Here is a 16,649-nt window from a genome sequence, read left to right on the forward strand (position 1 = left end):
TAAGCGGCATTACTTACCTGTTTTACCTTCTTTACGACGAACATATTCGCCTTCATAGCGGATACCTTTACCTTTGTAAGGCTCTGGAGGACGAACATCACGGATGTTGGCAGCCAATGCACCAACACGCTCTTTGCTAGTACCTTTAACAATGACCTTTGTGTTAGATGGCACTTCAACTTCAATACCTTCTTCAGGCTCGATTTCAACAGGATGAGAGTAACCAACGTTTAAAACAAGCTTTTTGCCTTGTTTTTGAGCACGGTAACCGACACCGATAAGCTCTAGTCCTCTTTCGAATCCTTTTGACACACCTTCAACCATGTTAGCTAGAAGTGCGCGAGTTGTTCCGTGCAATGCGCGGTGTTCTTTCGCTTCAGATGGACGGGAAACGTTGATTACGTTCTCCTCCACCTTGATTTCGATATCCTGGTTAAATGAACGGGAAAGTTCACCTTTAGGACCCTTCACAGTAACAGTGTTATTGTCGATAGTAACAGTAACACCAGATGGAATTTCGATTGGTTTTTTACCTATACGAGACATTTAATTGCACCTCCATTCATGAAAAACTCTATTACCAAACGTATCCTAAAACTTCTCCGCCGACTTGTTTAGCGCGAGCTTCTTTGTCTGTAAGAACTCCTTGAGAAGTAGAAACTAGTGCGATTCCAAGACCGTTAAGTACGCGAGGTACTTCATCAGCCTTTGCGTATACACGAAGACCAGGCTTACTGATACGCTTAAGACCAGTGATAACGCGTTCGTTGTTTGAACCGTATTTTAAGAAAATGCGGATGATGCCTTGCTTGTTATCCTCGATAAGCTCAACATCACGTACAAAACCTTCACGCTTTAAGATCTCAGCAATTTCCTTCTTGATGTTAGAAGCAGGAACTTCTAATTTTTCGTGACGAACCATGTTCGCATTACGGATGCGAGTTAGCAAGTCTGCAATTGGATCTGTCATGACCATTGTTTTTACCTCCTTCCCATACTTGGGGTTTACCAGCTAGCTTTTTTCACGCCAGGAATTTGTCCTTTATATGCTAATTCACGGAAACAAATACGACAAAGCTTAAATTTACGGTATACAGAATGTGGACGTCCGCATCGTTCGCAGCGAGTGTACTCCTGTACCTTGTGTTTAGGCGTGCGTTTTTGCTTCGCAATCATTGACTTTTTAGCCACGTTTTCGCCTCCCTCTATTTAGAGATTACTTTTGGAATGGCATTCCAAATTGAGTTAAAAGTTCACGAGCTTCTTCATCAGTGTTAGCTGTAGTTACGATAACGATATCCATACCACGAACTTTGCTTACTTTATCGTAATCAATCTCAGGGAAGATCAACTGTTCTTTGACACCTAGAGTATAGTTACCACGGCCGTCAAATGACTTCTTAGAGATACCTCGGAAGTCACGTACACGTGGAAGAGATACAGATACTAACTTATCAAAGAACTCATACATGCGCTCTCCACGAAGAGTAACTTTCGCACCGATTGGCATACCTTCACGAAGACGGAAGCCAGCGATAGATTTCTTAGCGCGAGTGATAACCGGCTTTTGACCAGTGATCAATGTTAATTCCTCAACAGCTTTATCTAGTGCTTTAGCGTTTTGAACAGCGTCACCAACACCCATATTGATAACGATTTTTTCAAGCTTAGGTGCTTGCATAACTGATTTATAGTTAAACTTGCTCATTAGAGCAGGAGTAATTTCTTTTGAATGCTTTTCTTTTAGGCGGTTCATCCATTGTACCTCCCTTCTTCTTTAAACTATTTATCTAGAACTTCACCGGATTTTTTTGCAACACGTACTTTTTTGCCATCAACCGTTTTATAGCCTACACGAGTTGGTTCACCAGATTTAGGATCGACAGGCATAACGTTTGATACATGAACAGGTGCCTCTTGGCTGATGATTCCGCCCTGCGGGTTCATCTGAGAAGGCTTAGAGTGTTTCTTTACAATGTTAACTCCTTCAACAAGCACTCGGCTTTGTTTAGGGAACGCTGCAAGAATAACGCCCGTTTTGCCTTTATCCTTACCAGAGATGACCATAACTTTGTCACCTTTTTTCACATGCATCTGTGCGCACCTCCTTAAAGGCAATTTAATTTGTTATTTATAATACTTCTGGAGCTAAAGATACAATTTTCATGAAGTTGTTTTCACGTAGTTCACGGGCAACTGGTCCGAAGATACGAGTTCCGCGTGGTCCTTTGTCATCACGAATAATTACACATGCGTTTTCATCGAAACGAATGTAAGTACCGTCATTACGGCGTACACCGCTCTTAGTACGAACAACTACCGCTTTAACAACATCACCTTTTTTAACAACGCCACCTGGTGTTGCTTGTTTCACTGTACAAACGATAACATCACCGATGTTAGCAGTCTTGCGGCCAGAGCCACCAAGAACTTTAATTGTAAGTACTTCACGAGCACCAGAGTTGTCAGCAACCTTTAAACGTGATTCTTGTTGAATCATGTGTGTAACCTCCCTTCGGGATAAACCTTATTCCGAACAATTAGATAATAACTGCTTTTTCAACTACTTCTACAAGACGGAAGCGTTTAGTCGCAGATAGTGGACGAGTTTCCATAATACGAACGATATCGCCAGTTTTTGCTTGGTTTTGCTCATCATGAGCTTTGAACTTTTTAGAGTACTTAACGCGTTTACCGTAAAGTGGATGCTTTTTGTAAGTTTCGACAAGAACCGTTACTGTCTTATCCATTTTGTCAGAAACGACGCGTCCAGTGTAAACTTTGCGTTGGTTGCGTTCACTCATTGTGCGAACCTCCTCTCAATATCACTTGCTAAAGCCGATTTCTCTTTCACGAATAACAGTTTTCATGCGGGCAATCGCTTTGCGTACTTCACGAATGCGAGCTGTGTTTTCAAGTTGTCCAGTCGCCAATTGAAAGCGAAGGTTGAAAAGCTCTTCTTTTAATGATTTTACTTTTTGTTCAATTTCGGCAGTGGTAAGGTCACGAATTTCATTAGCTTTCATTTGATTCACCACCAATTTCTTCTCGTTTTACAAACTTGCACTTAACTGGAAGTTTGTGTGATGCAAGACGTAATGCTTCACGAGCGATCTCTTCAGATACACCAGCGATTTCGAACATTACTTTTCCAGGCTTAACAACTGCAACCCATCCTTCTGGAGCACCTTTACCGGAACCCATGCGGACTTCTAGAGGCTTTGCAGTGTAAGGCTTATGCGGGAAAATTTGAATCCAAACCTTACCGCCACGTTTCATGTAACGAGTCATTGCAATACGTGCAGATTCAATTTGACGGTTAGTGATCCAAGAAGCTTCAAGAGCCTGAAGACCATATTCACCGAAGTTTACTTCAGTTCCGCCTTTTGATTGACCACGCATTTTTCCGCGGTGTACACGACGATATTTAACGCGCTTTGGCAATAACATATTATTTGCCTCCTTCCCCAGTTTTCTTCTTAGTAGGAAGGACCTCTCCACGATAGATCCATACTTTTACGCCCAATTTACCGTAAGTTGTATCAGCTTCAGCTGTAGCATAATCGATATCAGCACGAAGAGTATGAAGTGGAACTGTTCCTTCGCTGTATGATTCTGAACGAGCGATATCAGCACCGCCTAAACGACCAGATACCATTGTTTTGATACCCTTAGCGCCAGCGCGCATTGCACGTTGAATAGTTTGTTTTTGAGCACGACGGAAAGATACGCGGTTTTCTAATTGACGAGCAATGTTTTCCGCAACCAATTTCGCATCAATGTCTGCTCTCTTAATTTCAAGAATGTTGATATGAACACGCTTGCCAGTTAATGAGTTAAGTGACTTACGAAGTGCTTCAACCTCAGTACCACCTTTACCGATAACCATTCCTGGCTTCGCAGTGTGGATAGTGATGTTCAGGCGATTAGCAGCACGTTCGATTTCTACTTTAGAAACAGAAGCATCGCTTAAACGCTTTGAGATGTACTCACGAACCTTAAGGTCTTCGTGTAAAAGATCAGCATAGTCTTTGCCTGCGTACCATTTTGACTCCCAATCACGGATGACACCGACACGCAAACCGACTGGATTTACTTTTTGACCCACTGATTATCCCTCCTTCTTTTCTGATAAAACGATAGTAATATGGCTAGTGCGCTTGTTGATTTGGCTTGCACGGCCCATAGCGCGAGGACGGAAACGTTTTAAAGTTGGTCCTTCGTCTACGAATGCTTGAGCAACTACTAGATTGTTAACGTCCATTTCGTAGTTGTGCTCAGCGTTAGCTAGTGCAGATTTTAAAACTTTCTCTACGATTGGAGAAGCAGCTTTAGGTGTAAGGTTTAAAATCGCTACTGCTTCGCCTACTTGCTTACCTCGAATTAAATCTACGACTAAACGAGCTTTACGAGGAGCAATACGAACTGTTCTTGCAACAGCTTTAGCTTGCATTAGAATGCCCTCCTCTCATTAACGTCTTGTTTTCTTATCATCATTGCCATGGCCTTTGTACGCACGAGTTGGAGCGAATTCTCCAAGCTTGTGGCCTACCATGTCTTCAGTGATGTATACAGGCACATGTTTACGACCATCATAAACTGCGATTGTGTGTCCGATGAATTGTGGGAAGATCGTAGAACGGCGAGACCAAGTTTTAGTAACTTGCTTGCTTTCTGTTTCGTTAAGCTTTTCGATCTTTGTCATTAAATGTTCATCAACAAAAGGTCCTTTTTTTAAGCTGCGACCCATGATTGAACCTCCCTTCGTGATTGCTCTACGGTTCTTAATTGGAACCGTAGTACAATCCCGTTATTTTTTACGACGACGTACAATAAATTTGTCTGATTTGTTGTTTTTCTTGCGTGTCTTGTAACCAAGTGTTGGTTTGCCCCACGGAGTCATTGGAGACTTACGTCCGATTGGCGCGCGTCCTTCACCACCACCGTGCGGGTGATCGTTAGGGTTCATTACAGATCCACGTACAGTTGGGCGCTTGCCTAACCAGCGTGAACGACCTGCTTTACCAATGTTGATAAGCTCGTGCTGCTCGTTGCCAACCTGACCTACAGTTGCACGGCACTCAGCAAGAATCATGCGAACTTCACCAGAGTTTAAACGAACTAATACGTACTTGCCTTCTTTACCAAGAACTTGTGCAGAAGTACCAGCAGAACGTACTAACTGTCCGCCTTTACCAGGTTTTAATTCGATGTTGTGGATTACAGTACCCACTGGAATATTAACTAGTGGAAGTGCATTACCCACTTTGATATCTGCTTCAGGACCAGACATAACTTCCATGCCCACTTGTAAATTCTTAGGTGCAAGGATGTAACGCTTTTCTCCATCCACATAGTTAATTAGTGCAATATTTGCAGATCGGTTTGGATCATACTCGATTGTGGCAACGCGTCCTGGAATGCCATCTTTGTTACGTTTGAAATCGATGATACGATATTGACGTTTATGACCGCCGCCTTGATGACGAACTGTCAACTTACCTTGGTTGTTACGGCCGCCTTTTCTCTTAACAGGAGCAAGTAAAGACTTTTCTGGTTGGTTAGTCGTGATTTCTGCGAAATCAGATACCGTCATGCCGCGACGACCATTAGAGGTAGGTTTATACTTTTTAATCGCCATTTCGTTTCCCTCCTCTTCTAGTTATAGTAATTTTAAGCTTCAAATAGCTCGATTTCTTGGCTTTCAGCTGTTAATTTAACGATCGCTTTACGGCGTTTGTTAGTGTAACCGCCAAATTTACCCATACGCTTGAACTTACCTTTGTAGTTCATGATGTTAACTTTCTCAACTTTAACGCCAAAGATTTCCTCTACAGCGTCCTTAACTTGAGTTTTGTTAGCTCGTACGTCAACTTCGAACGTATATTTTTTATCAGCCATAATATCAGTAGAACGTTCAGTGATTACGGGGCGCTTAATGATTTCGCGTGCATCCATTATGCAAGCACCTCCTCTACTTTTTCAACCGCTGCTTTCGTCATGATAAGCTTATCATGGTTTAAAACATCTAAAACAGTGATTCCAGAAGCAGACACAACTGTTACACCAGGGATGTTTCGAGCAGATAATGCCACGTTTTCATCTAGGTCAGCAGTTACGATAAGTGCTTTTGAATCAACAGAAAGACCAGTTAATAATCCTTTGAAGTCTTTTGTTTTAGGAGTTTCGAAAGCAAGGCCTTCTAATACTAGGATGTTTTCTTCTAACACTTTAGAAGATAACGCAGATTTAATTGCCAGACGGCGAACCTTTTTAGGTAGTTTGTAGCTGTAGCTGCGTGGTACAGGACCAAATACAGTACCGCCTCCGCGCCATTGTGGTGAACGGATTGAACCTTGACGTGCACGGCCTGTGCCTTTTTGGCGCCATGGCTTGCGTCCTCCGCCCGCTACTTCAGAACGAATTTTAGTTTTATGAGTCCCTTGACGTAAAGAAGCTCTTTGCATAACAACGGCTTCGAATAATACGTGCTGGTTAGGCTCGATACCAAAGATCACATCATTAAGTTCGATATCACCAACTTTTGATCCGCTTTGGTTAAACAATGCTACTTTCGGCATTCTGTTTTCCTCCTTTCCGGTTTAATTATTATGCTTTTACCGCACTTTTGATTTTTACTAATGCTTTTCTAGCACCAGGTACGTTACCTTTGATCAATAGTAAGTTGCGCTCAGCATCAACTTTAACGATTTCAAGGTTTTGTACAGTGATTTGCTCTCCGCCCATACGTCCAGGTAATAATTTACCTTTGAATACACGGTTTGGAGCTACAGGACCCATTGAACCAGGGCGACGGTGGTAACGAGAACCGTGAGCCATAGGCCCGCGAGATTGTCCGTGGCGCTTGATGGCACCCTGGAAACCTTTACCCTTTGAGATTCCTGTTACATCAACAGTTTCGCCTTCTGCGAATATATCAACTTTGACTTCTTGACCAACTTCATATTGTCCTAAATCAGCTCCGCGGAATTCGCGTACGAAGCGCTTAGGAGCAGTGTTTGCTTTAGCAACATGCCCTTTTTCAGGTTTGTTGGATAGCTTTTCACGCTTATCTTCAAATCCAAGCTGGATTGCTTCATATCCATCAGTTTCAACTGACTTCATTTGAAGAACAACGTTTGGAGCTGCCTCAACAACTGTTACCGGGATAAGATCACCGTTTTCAGCAAATACTTGAGTCATACCAATCTTTCTTCCTAAGATTCCTTTGGTCATTTCAGTCACACCTCCTAAGTTTCTTATAATTATTTATTGATTAAAGTTTGATTTCGATATCTACACCAGACGGTAAGTCTAAACGCATTAGAGAATCAACCGTTTGCGGTGTTGGGTTAACGATGTCGATTAGACGCTTATGCGTACGCATTTCGAACTGTTCACGAGAGTCTTTGTACTTGTGAACCGCACGAAGGATTGTGTAAATAGACTTTTCAGTTGGTAATGGAATCGGACCTGAAACAGCCGCACCAGAACGTTTTGCAGTCTCAACAATCTTTTCTGCTGATTGATCAAGAATTCTGTGATCATACGCTTTTAAACGAATACGAATTTTTTGTTTTGCCATTATTTTCCCTCCTTTTCGCCTATTTTAATATAGACATTCTCCGTGAAAATTTCCCACACACTCGCCATGGCAAAGCGGCCGGGTGTGTCAGCAACCTTTCACATCATCGCAGTCAAAGACCAACATTGTCTATTATACAGAAACAATAAATGAAATGCAACATGTATATGTTATTTCTTTATGTTTCGCACACTTTTACTATTATAACTGCTGAGTATGAAGTTTTCAATAGTATGCGAAGAAGTCTAAATATTTGATTTAGGTAATTCAGGATGACTTCAGCCGGGTTGTTTGGAGAAGTGATTATACTATAGAAGAAAGTAATTTATATTAGATGCTTTCCATGATCATGATTGGTTCAGCAGCAGAGAATGAAGTGATTCGTTAAATTTGTTTCCACTCCTTAGTATAAGTCCCGTGATTTACTTATGAAGAAACTTTTGGTTATTAAGATATTTAGATGTAAGTAAATATATAGAGACAAGTTTTCCAAGTGTGAAATCTTATAAAAAAACAAAAAAACAGATGGGTCGTCACCCATCTGTTTTTATCTATTACAATTACTCTTGGATTGTAGCAACTACGCCAGCGCCTACAGTACGTCCACCCTCACGGATAGAGAACTTAGTACCTTCTTCGATAGCGATTGGAGCAATTAGTTCTACAGTCATTTCGATGTTATCTCCAGGCATAACCATTTCTACGCCTTCAGGAAGATTACAGATACCAGTTACATCAGTTGTACGGAAGTAGAACTGAGGACGGTAGTTTGTGAAGAATGGAGTGTGACGTCCACCTTCTTCTTTTGAAAGAACGTATACTTCAGCTTTGAACTTAGTGTGTGGAGTGATAGAACCTGGCTTAGCAAGTACTTGTCCACGTTGGATATCTTCACGTGCTACACCACGAAGAAGGGCACCGATGTTGTCACCAGCTTCAGCATAGTCAAGAAGCTTACGGAACATTTCTACACCTGTTACAGTAGTTGATTTTGGCTCTTCAGCAAGACCGATGATTTCAATAACGTCACCGACTTTAACTTGTCCACGCTCAACACGTCCTGTAGCAACAGTACCACGGCCAGTGATTGAGAATACATCCTCAACAGGCATCATGAAAGGCTTATCAGTGTCACGAGTTGGAGTTGGGATGTACTCATCAACTGCAGCCATAAGCTCTTCGATTTTAGCTTCCCACTCAGCATCTCCTTCAAGAGCTTTAAGAGCAGAACCTTTGATTACTGGGATATCATCACCAGGGAATTCGTACTCAGAAAGAAGGTCACGAACTTCCATTTCTACTAATTCAAGTAGTTCTTCATCGTCAACCATGTCACACTTGTTCATGAATACAACAAGGAAAGGTACACCAACCTGACGAGAAAGAAGGATGTGCTCACGAGTTTGTGGCATTGGGCCGTCAGCAGCAGATACTACTAGGATACCGCCGTCCATTTGAGCAGCACCAGTGATCATGTTTTTAACATAGTCAGCGTGACCTGGGCAGTCAACGTGTGCATAGTGACGGTTTTCAGTTTCGTACTCAACGTGTGCAGTTGAGATTGTGATTCCACGCTCGCGCTCTTCTGGAGCCGCGTCGATTTGATCGTATCCGCGTGCTTCACCGCCGCCTTTTTTAGAAAGAACAGTTGTGATAGCTGCAGTTAAAGTAGTTTTACCATGGTCAACGTGTCCGATTGTACCGATGTTAACATGGGGTTTTGAACGGTCGAATTTAGCTTTTGCCATTTGAAAAATCCTCCTTCAGATTATAAAAGTTAAGTAATTTTTGCTGTGGAGAGGTTTCCCTTCCCACAGCGCTATTTGCCTACAATAGTAGTTATACTTTATTAAAAAGGTAAAATCAATTATTCACCTTTATTTTTTTTGATGATTTCTTCAGAAATTGATTTAGGTACTTCTTCATAATGGTCAAAGTGCATAGAGAACACTCCACGACCCTGTGTGCTAGAACGCAGTGACGTTGCATAGCCAAACATTTCAGAAAGCGGAACCATCGCACGAACAACTTGCGCATTACCGCGTGCTTCCATACCTTCTACACGACCACGACGAGAAGTAACATTACCCATTATATCTCCCAGGTATTCTTCTGGAATAATTACTTCTATTCTCATAATTGGTTCAAGAATAACCGGGTTACATTTTGATGCAGCATTTTTAAGCGCCATAGATGCAGCGATTTTAAACGCCATTTCAGATGAATCGACATCATGGTAAGATCCATCAAACAATCTTGCTTTAATATCCACTAATGGATACCCAGCAAGTACACCACGATCAAGTGAATCTTCAAGACCGGCTTGTACAGCAGGAATGTATTCACGCGGAACCACACCACCAACAATGCCGTTTTCAAATTCGAATCCTTTTCCTTCTTCGTTAGGAGAGAACTCAATCCAAACATGACCGAATTGTCCGCGTCCACCGGATTGACGAGCGAATTTACCTTCAACTTGTGCTGAACCGCGGAATGTTTCACGATATGCAACCTGAGGTGCACCAACGTTAGCTTCCACTTTAAATTCACGTCTCATACGGTCAACTAGGATATCAAGGTGAAGTTCACCCATACCCGCGATAATAACCTGTCCAGTTTCCTGATCAGTATGCGCGCGGAATGTTGGATCTTCTTCTTGAAGTTTTTGAAGAGCAGTTGTCATCTTATCTTGGTCAGCCTTAGACTTAGGCTCAATAGATAATTGGATAACTGGCTCCGGGAATTCCATTGACTCAAGAATTACAAGATTCTTTTCATCACATAGAGTGTCACCAGTTGTAGTGTCTTTCAGCCCTACAGCTGCAGCGATATCTCCAGCATGCACTTGTGAAATCTCTTCACGGGAATTAGCGTGCATTTGCAGGATACGTCCTACACGTTCGCGCTTTCCTTTAGTAGAATTTTGCACATATGAACCTGAGCTCAAAGTACCAGAGTATACACGGAAGAATGTAAGTTTACCAACATAAGGGTCGGTCATAACTTTAAATGCTAAAGCAGAGAATGGCGCGTCATCGCTTGATGGACGAGTAACCTCTTCATCTGTATCCGGAAGTGTACCTTTAATAGCTGGCACATCTAATGGAGATGGAAGGTAATCAATTACTGCATCAAGCATTTTTTGAACACCTTTATTTTTGAAAGCAGATCCACAGATTACAGGGTAGAATTCAACATTAACAGTACCTTTACGAATAGCCGCTTTTAGCTCATCGTTAGTGATTTCTTCACCGCCAAGATACTTTTCCATTAATTCTTCATCAAGTTCTGCTACCGCTTCAATTAGCTTTTCACGGTACTCTTCAGCTTGATCCTTGTATTCCTCTGGAATTTCACGATCTTCGATATCAGTACCTAAGTCATTACCGTAGAACGTAGCTTTCATTTCAATAAGGTCAATGATGCCTTCAAACTGATCTTCAGCCCCGATTGGCAATTGGATTGCTGCTGCATTTGCTTGTAAACGATCATGAAGTGTCTTCAATGAGTACAAGAAATCTGCACCAAGTTTATCCATTTTATTTACGAATACCACACGCGGTACTCCGTAAGTTGTTGCCTGACGCCAAACTGTTTCAGTTTGCGGCTCAACACCAGATTGAGCATCAAGTACAGCTACCGCACCATCAAGTACACGTAATGAACGTTCAACCTCTACTGTGAAGTCTACGTGTCCAGGTGTATCGATAATGTTTACGCGGTGGCCTTTCCACTGTGCAGTTGTCGCTGCAGAAGTGATTGTGATGCCACGCTCCTGCTCTTGCTCCATCCAGTCCATCTGAGATGCACCTTCGTGAGTTTCACCAATCTTATGAATACGACCAGTGTAGTAAAGAACACGTTCAGTGGTAGTTGTTTTACCGGCATCAATGTGAGCCATGATGCCGATATTGCGAGTATTTTCTAAGGAGAACTCTCTTGCCATTGGGTCTTTCTCCTTCCTAGTATGAGTGTTATTTTAGTTAAGCTGAAATCTTACCAGCGGTAGTGAGCAAACGCTTTGTTTGCTTCTGCCATTTTGTGTGTATCTTCACGTTTCTTCACTGATGCACCAGTATTGTTAGCTGCATCAAGAATTTCGTTAGCTAAACGCTCTTCCATTGTTTTCTCACCGCGAAGACGAGAATAGTTCACTAACCAGCGAAGACCTAGTGTAGTACGGCGATCTGGACGCACCTCAACTGGTACTTGGTAGTTTGCTCCACCTACACGGCGTGCTTTTACTTCAAGTACAGGCATGATGTTTTTAAGCGCTTGATCGAATACTTCCATTGGCTCTTTGCCAGTACGTTCGCTAATGATGTCGAATGCAGAATAAAGAATTGCTTGTGATTTACCTCTCTTACCGTCAACCATCATTTTATTAATGAGGCGGCTAACAAGCTTTGAGTTATAAATCGGATCAGGCAATACGTCTCTTTTTGCTACAGGACCTTTACGTGGCATGGATTTTTCCTCCTTTCAAAAATCTTTATCTATTTAATAGAATTATTTTTTTGCTGCTTTTGGACGCTTAGCACCGTACTTAGAACGGCCTTGCATACGGTTGTTAACACCAGCAGTATCTAAAGCGCCGCGCACAATGTGGTAACGTACACCCGGTAAGTCTTTTACACGACCTCCACGGATTAACACTACACTGTGCTCTTGCAAGTTGTGTCCGATACCAGGAATGTAAGCATTAACCTCGATACCATTTGTTAAACGAACACGTGCATACTTACGCAATGCTGAGTTCGGTTTCTTAGGAGTCATTGTACCAACACGAGTACATACACCACGCTTTTGAGGTGAAGCTACATTAGTTTGTGCTTTCTTAAAGCTGTTGTAACCTTTGTTTAGCGCAGGTGAATTAGACTTCTCAGATTTAGTTTGACGCGGCTTGCGCACTAATTGATTAATAGTAGGCATTTGTTTTTCCTCCCTTCGAATTTGTTTAAGCCCACACATCCAGGTGGTTCATTTTGATGCAAAAACAAAGTTCTTGCAGATAGCAATCTACAAAAACAGTTTTTAAAAAGATATGGCAACAGCTGCTGCCCCAACTTCGATTCCGCATGCTTTACCGAGCTTTTTCATCGAATCAACATACACAATCGGAACGTCCATCTCATTCGCTGTACTAACCACTTTAGCTGTAACCCTAGGATCAGCATCACTGGCGACTACGACTTCATCGATTGTTCCCAGTTTGAGAGCTTTGACCGTTTGCTTTGTTCCTACAATAAAACTTTTTGCCTGCAATACTTTATCATAAGACATTTACGACATCCTCCAAAGTATCCGGTGAATAGGAGCACCTTTGCTATAGTACCATCTTCATTTTTCGATGTCAACAAGCAAAATGATTTTTATTTCATTTATTTACTTTAAAATGCGGTACTTGCTGGTAATAAGCAAGCACCGCAATTATTAAATTATTCTACAGTAACAGTATCTTCAGCAGTTTCCTCGTTTGTATAAGGCTCTGCTCTTCTGTAGCGCTGCATACCTGTTCCGGCAGGAACAAGCTTACCAATAATTACATTCTCTTTCAGGCCAAGAAGCTCATCGCGCTTGCCTTTAATCGCTGCATCGGTAAGAACTCTTGTCGTCTCCTGGAAGGATGCTGCAGATAAGAATGAATCTGTTTCAAGAGATGCTTTTGTGATACCAAGCAGAACCGGACGTCCTGTTGCAGGCATTTTGCCAGCAAGAAGGGCTTTTTCGTTGGCGTCTGTAAATTGATGGATATCAAGCAGAGTACCTGGCAGTACATCTGTTTCTGCCGCATCAATTACACGCACTTTGCGAAGCATCTGGCGTACCATTACCTCGATGTGCTTATCGCCAATTTCAACACCCTGCATGCGGTATACCTTCTGAACTTCACGCAGCAAGTATTCTTGAACAGCTGTTACATCTTTTACTTTAATTAATTCTTTAGGGTCAATAGAACCTTCAGTCAATTCCTGTCCACGGACTACTTCATCATTTACAGCTACTTTTAAGCGGGCTGTATAAGGTGCTGTATACGTCTTGGACTCCACTTCACCCTGAACAACAATCTCATGCTGACGGTCACGGCCTTCATTGATGCCAACTACCACACCATCAATTTCAGAAATGACTGCCTGACCTTTAGGGTTACGCGCTTCGAAGATTTCCTGGATACGCGGTAAACCTTGAGTGATATCGTCTCCTGCTACCCCACCGGTATGGAACGTACGCATTGTTAACTGCGTACCTGGTTCACCGATGGATTGGGCAGCGATGATACCTACTGCTTCACCAACTTCAACCTCTTGTCCGGTTGCCAGGTTGCGGCCGTAGCACTTCTTACAAACCCCATGACGTGTGTTACATGTGAACGCGGAACGGATCCATACTTTTTCGATGCCGGCTGAAACAATTTCAACTGCAATATCTTCAGTGATCAATCCGTTTTCAGCTACAATAACTTCATCTGTCTCAGGATGCCTGATATTTCTTCTTGCATAACGGCCTATCAGACGCTCTTCAAGCGCTTCAATGACTTCAGTACCATCTTTAAGAGATGCGATCAGCAAGCCGCGGTCAGTTCCACAATCATCATCACGAACGATGACATCCTGCGCTACGTCAACAAGGCGGCGAGTCAGGTAACCTGAGTCAGCTGTTTTAAGGGCTGTATCAGCAAGACCTTTACGGGCACCGTGTGTAGAAATAAAGTACTCGAGTACTGTTAAGCCTTCACGGAAACTTGATTTAATCGGTAATTCAATGATACGTCCAGCCGGGTTGGCCATGAGTCCGCGCATACCAGCTAACTGAGTGAAGTTGGATGCGTTACCACGGGCACCGGAGTCACTCATCATGAAGATTGGGTTGGATTTATCCAATGACTTCATCAATTTTGCCTGGATATTATCCTTCGCCGCACTCCAGATTGAAATGACACGATCATAACGCTCATCTTCGGTAATAAGACCGCGTCTGAACTGTTTCATGACATTATCAACCTTGCTTTGTGCTTCGTGGATAATTTCCTGCTTCTCGCCCAATACCACGATGTCAGCTACACCAACCGTGATGCCGGCTTTTGTGGAGTATCTGAATCCAAGGTTTTTCATGCGGTCAAGCATTTTAGACGTTTCAGTGATTTTGAAGCGTTTGAAGACTTCCGCAATGATGTTTCCAAGGATCTTTTTCTTAAACGGATCTATTAGAGGCATTTCCTTGATAACAGCAGCTACATCAGTAGCAGGCTCTACAAAGTATTTCTCAGGAGTTTCAATCTCAAGGTTTTCTTTTGTAGGCTCGTTGATATATGGGAATGTCTCAGGCAGAATCTCGTTGAAAACAAGCTTACCAACCGTAGTTAATAAAAGCTTTTTATTTTGTTCTTCAGTGAATGTCTGGTTATTCAAGGATCCAGCATGGACAGCTACTCTTGTATGCAAATGAACATAGCCATTCTGATAGGCAAGCAGTGCTTCGCTTGTATCATTGAAGATCATGCCTTCTCCGACAGCGCCGGCTCTTTCAAGTGTCAGGTAGTAGTTACCTAAAACCATGTCCTGTGAAGGGGTAACAACTGGCTTACCGTCTTTCGGGTTCAGGATGTTCTGTGCTGCAAGCATCAGCAAGCGGGCTTCTGCCTGCGCTTCTGCTGAAAGCGGCACGTGAACAGCCATTTGGTCACCGTCAAAGTCTGCGTTGTATGCAGTACACACAAGCGGGTGAAGACGAATAGCGCGTCCTTCCACCAATGTCGGTTCAAACGCCTGGATGCCGAGTCTGTGAAGAGTTGGGGCACGGTTAAGCAATACAGGGTGCTCTTTAATGACACTTTCAAGAACATCCCAAACTTCCGGCTGCACTCTTTCGATCTTGCGTTTTGCAGACTTGATGTTGTGGGCTAAGCCTTTTTCCACCAATTCCTTCATAACGAATGGCTTGAATAATTCCAATGCCATTTCTTTCGGAAGTCCGCACTGGTACATTTTTAAGTTTGGTCCTACGACGATAACCGAACGTCCTGAATAGTCAACACGCTTACCAAGCAAGTTCTGGCGGAAACGTCCCTGCTTCCCTTTAAGCATATGCGACAGGGATTTTAACGGACGGTTTCCTGGTCCTGTTACCGGTCTTCCGCGGCGGCCGTTATCGATTAGCGCATCTACTGCTTCCTGAAGCATGCGCTTTTCGTTTTGAACAATAATGCTTGGAGCACCAAGGTCCAATAAACGCTTTAGGCGGTTGTTGCGGTTGATTACACGGCGGTACAGATCATTTAAGTCGGAAGTGGCAAAACGTCCGCCATCCAGCTGTACCATCGGACGAAGCTCCGGAGGAATAACCGGAAGAACGTCAAGAATCATCCAGGATGGCTCATTTCCAGAGCCGCGGAAAGCTTCAAGAACTTCCAGGCGCTTAATAGCACGAGTGCGTCGCTGGCCCTGGGCAGTTTTCAGTTCCTCTTTAAGGGTATCTACTTCTTTGTTGAGGTCTATGTCAGAAAGAAGTTTCTTAATGGATTCAGCACCCATGGATGCCTGGAACTTGTTTCCGTACTTTTCACGGTATGCACGGTATTCTTTTTCGGAAAGCAGCTGCTTCTTTTCAAGAGCCGTATCGCCAGGATCCGTTACAACATAAGAAGCGAAGTAAATAACTTCCTCAAGTGCACGCGGAGACATGTCCAGCACAAGACCCATACGGCTTGGGATGCCTTTGAAGTACCAAATGTGGGATACAGGGGCTGCAAGTTCAATGTGGCCCATTCTTTCACGGCGCACTTTTGCACGTGTTACTTCAACGCCGCATCGATCACAGACAACGCCTTTGTATCGAACACGCTTATACTTTCCGCAGTGACATTCCCAGTCTTTCGTCGGTCCGAAAATGCGTTCGCAGAATAAACCGTCTTTTTCGGGTTTTAATGTACGATAGTTGATCGTTTCAGGCTTCTTAACCTCACCATGTGACCAAGAGCGTATCTTATCCGGTGAAGCAAGACCTATTTTCATATACTCAAAATTATTTACATCTAGCAAGGGGCCTACCTCCCTTTTGATCTCCG

23 protein-coding genes are annotated in these 16,649 nt (G+C 42.9%); all 23 read right to left on the reverse strand.

What is annotated here, in order from left to right; genetic code table 11:
* Window positions 1-9: 9 nt before the first annotated feature.
* Window positions 10-546, reverse strand: a complete 537-nt coding sequence (gene rplF, locus DFO72_RS25745) for a 50S ribosomal protein L6 (protein ID WP_113885237.1) — start codon at window positions 544-546, stop codon at window positions 10-12.
* A gap of 31 nt (window positions 547-577) precedes the next feature.
* Entirely contained in the window at window positions 578-976 is a 399-nt protein-coding gene (rpsH, locus tag DFO72_RS25750; protein ID WP_113885238.1) for a 30S ribosomal protein S8, read from the reverse strand.
* A gap of 29 nt (window positions 977-1,005) precedes the next feature.
* On the reverse strand, window positions 1,006-1,191 hold the full coding sequence (rpsN, locus tag DFO72_RS25755) for a 30S ribosomal protein S14 (RefSeq protein WP_009336593.1): 186 nt from the start codon (window positions 1,189-1,191) through the stop codon (window positions 1,006-1,008).
* Between the two features lie 25 nt (window positions 1,192-1,216).
* Window positions 1,217-1,756: a 50S ribosomal protein L5 gene (rplE, locus tag DFO72_RS25760; RefSeq protein ID WP_009336592.1), complete on the reverse strand. Its 540-nt coding sequence runs from the start codon at window positions 1,754-1,756 to the stop codon at window positions 1,217-1,219.
* Between the two features lie 26 nt (window positions 1,757-1,782).
* Window positions 1,783-2,094, reverse strand: coding sequence for a 50S ribosomal protein L24 (gene rplX, locus DFO72_RS25765; RefSeq protein ID WP_009336591.1), 312 nt, complete (start codon window positions 2,092-2,094; stop codon window positions 1,783-1,785).
* Window positions 2,095-2,131: 37 nt separating this feature from the next.
* On the reverse strand, window positions 2,132-2,500 hold the full coding sequence (rplN, locus tag DFO72_RS25770) for a 50S ribosomal protein L14 (protein ID WP_009336590.1): 369 nt from the start codon (window positions 2,498-2,500) through the stop codon (window positions 2,132-2,134).
* A 40-nt stretch (window positions 2,501-2,540) separates the two neighbouring features.
* Entirely contained in the window at window positions 2,541-2,804 is a 264-nt protein-coding gene (gene rpsQ / locus DFO72_RS25775) for a 30S ribosomal protein S17 (RefSeq protein WP_009336589.1), read from the reverse strand.
* 21 nt (window positions 2,805-2,825) lie between these two features.
* The gene (gene rpmC, locus DFO72_RS25780; RefSeq protein ID WP_009336588.1) at window positions 2,826-3,026 is read right to left on the reverse strand and encodes a 50S ribosomal protein L29; all 201 of its coding nucleotides are present in this window, start codon (window positions 3,024-3,026) and stop codon (window positions 2,826-2,828) included.
* Window positions 3,016-3,450 (reverse strand): 50S ribosomal protein L16, encoded by a 435-nt coding sequence (gene rplP, locus DFO72_RS25785; protein ID WP_009336587.1) that lies wholly within the window; start codon window positions 3,448-3,450, stop codon window positions 3,016-3,018. The genes rpmC and rplP overlap by 11 nt, the downstream gene beginning before the upstream one ends.
* A gap of 1 nt (window position 3,451) precedes the next feature.
* Entirely contained in the window at window positions 3,452-4,108 is a 657-nt protein-coding gene (gene rpsC, locus DFO72_RS25790) for a 30S ribosomal protein S3 (protein ID WP_113885239.1), read from the reverse strand.
* Between the two features lie 3 nt (window positions 4,109-4,111).
* Entirely contained in the window at window positions 4,112-4,453 is a 342-nt protein-coding gene (gene rplV, locus DFO72_RS25795; protein WP_009336582.1) for a 50S ribosomal protein L22, read from the reverse strand.
* Window positions 4,454-4,471: 18 nt separating this feature from the next.
* Window positions 4,472-4,750 carry a 30S ribosomal protein S19 gene (gene rpsS, locus DFO72_RS25800; RefSeq protein WP_009336580.1) on the reverse strand — a complete coding sequence of 93 codons (279 nt, stop codon included), beginning with the start codon at window positions 4,748-4,750 and terminating at the stop codon, window positions 4,472-4,474.
* Between the two features lie 60 nt (window positions 4,751-4,810).
* Entirely contained in the window at window positions 4,811-5,641 is an 831-nt protein-coding gene (gene rplB, locus DFO72_RS25805; protein WP_113885240.1) for a 50S ribosomal protein L2, read from the reverse strand.
* A gap of 32 nt (window positions 5,642-5,673) precedes the next feature.
* The gene (rplW, locus tag DFO72_RS25810; RefSeq protein ID WP_061793795.1) at window positions 5,674-5,958 is read right to left on the reverse strand and encodes a 50S ribosomal protein L23; all 285 of its coding nucleotides are present in this window, start codon (window positions 5,956-5,958) and stop codon (window positions 5,674-5,676) included.
* On the reverse strand, window positions 5,958-6,581 hold the full coding sequence (gene rplD, locus DFO72_RS25815) for a 50S ribosomal protein L4 (protein ID WP_113885241.1): 624 nt from the start codon (window positions 6,579-6,581) through the stop codon (window positions 5,958-5,960). Before rplD ends, rplW begins: the two co-directional genes overlap by 1 nt.
* A gap of 28 nt (window positions 6,582-6,609) precedes the next feature.
* On the reverse strand, window positions 6,610-7,236 hold the full coding sequence (gene rplC, locus DFO72_RS25820) for a 50S ribosomal protein L3 (RefSeq protein ID WP_009336573.1): 627 nt from the start codon (window positions 7,234-7,236) through the stop codon (window positions 6,610-6,612).
* A gap of 40 nt (window positions 7,237-7,276) precedes the next feature.
* Window positions 7,277-7,585, reverse strand: a complete 309-nt coding sequence (gene rpsJ / locus DFO72_RS25825; protein WP_009336571.1) for a 30S ribosomal protein S10 — start codon at window positions 7,583-7,585, stop codon at window positions 7,277-7,279.
* 560 nt (window positions 7,586-8,145) lie between these two features.
* Entirely contained in the window at window positions 8,146-9,333 is a 1,188-nt protein-coding gene (gene tuf, locus DFO72_RS25830; protein ID WP_113885242.1) for an elongation factor Tu, read from the reverse strand.
* Window positions 9,334-9,452: 119 nt separating this feature from the next.
* The gene (gene fusA, locus DFO72_RS25835; protein ID WP_113885243.1) at window positions 9,453-11,531 is read right to left on the reverse strand and encodes an elongation factor G; all 2,079 of its coding nucleotides are present in this window, start codon (window positions 11,529-11,531) and stop codon (window positions 9,453-9,455) included.
* 50 nt (window positions 11,532-11,581) lie between these two features.
* Complete coding sequence (rpsG, locus tag DFO72_RS25840; protein WP_113885244.1) at window positions 11,582-12,052, reverse strand: 30S ribosomal protein S7; 471 nt, start codon at window positions 12,050-12,052, stop codon at window positions 11,582-11,584.
* Between the two features lie 42 nt (window positions 12,053-12,094).
* Window positions 12,095-12,517 carry a 30S ribosomal protein S12 gene (gene rpsL / locus DFO72_RS25845; RefSeq protein WP_009336562.1) on the reverse strand — a complete coding sequence of 141 codons (423 nt, stop codon included), beginning with the start codon at window positions 12,515-12,517 and terminating at the stop codon, window positions 12,095-12,097.
* Between the two features lie 102 nt (window positions 12,518-12,619).
* Window positions 12,620-12,868, reverse strand: a complete 249-nt coding sequence (locus DFO72_RS25850; RefSeq protein WP_113885245.1) for a 50S ribosomal protein L7ae-like protein — start codon at window positions 12,866-12,868, stop codon at window positions 12,620-12,622.
* 155 nt (window positions 12,869-13,023) lie between these two features.
* The gene (gene rpoC, locus DFO72_RS25855; protein WP_113885246.1) at window positions 13,024-16,623 is read right to left on the reverse strand and encodes a DNA-directed RNA polymerase subunit beta'; all 3,600 of its coding nucleotides are present in this window, start codon (window positions 16,621-16,623) and stop codon (window positions 13,024-13,026) included.
* Between the last annotated feature and the right edge of the window lie 26 nt (window positions 16,624-16,649).

This window comes from Cytobacillus oceanisediminis, assembly GCF_004366035.1.
Taxonomy (GTDB): domain Bacteria; phylum Bacillota; class Bacilli; order Bacillales; family Cytobacillaceae; genus Cytobacillus; species Cytobacillus oceanisediminis_C.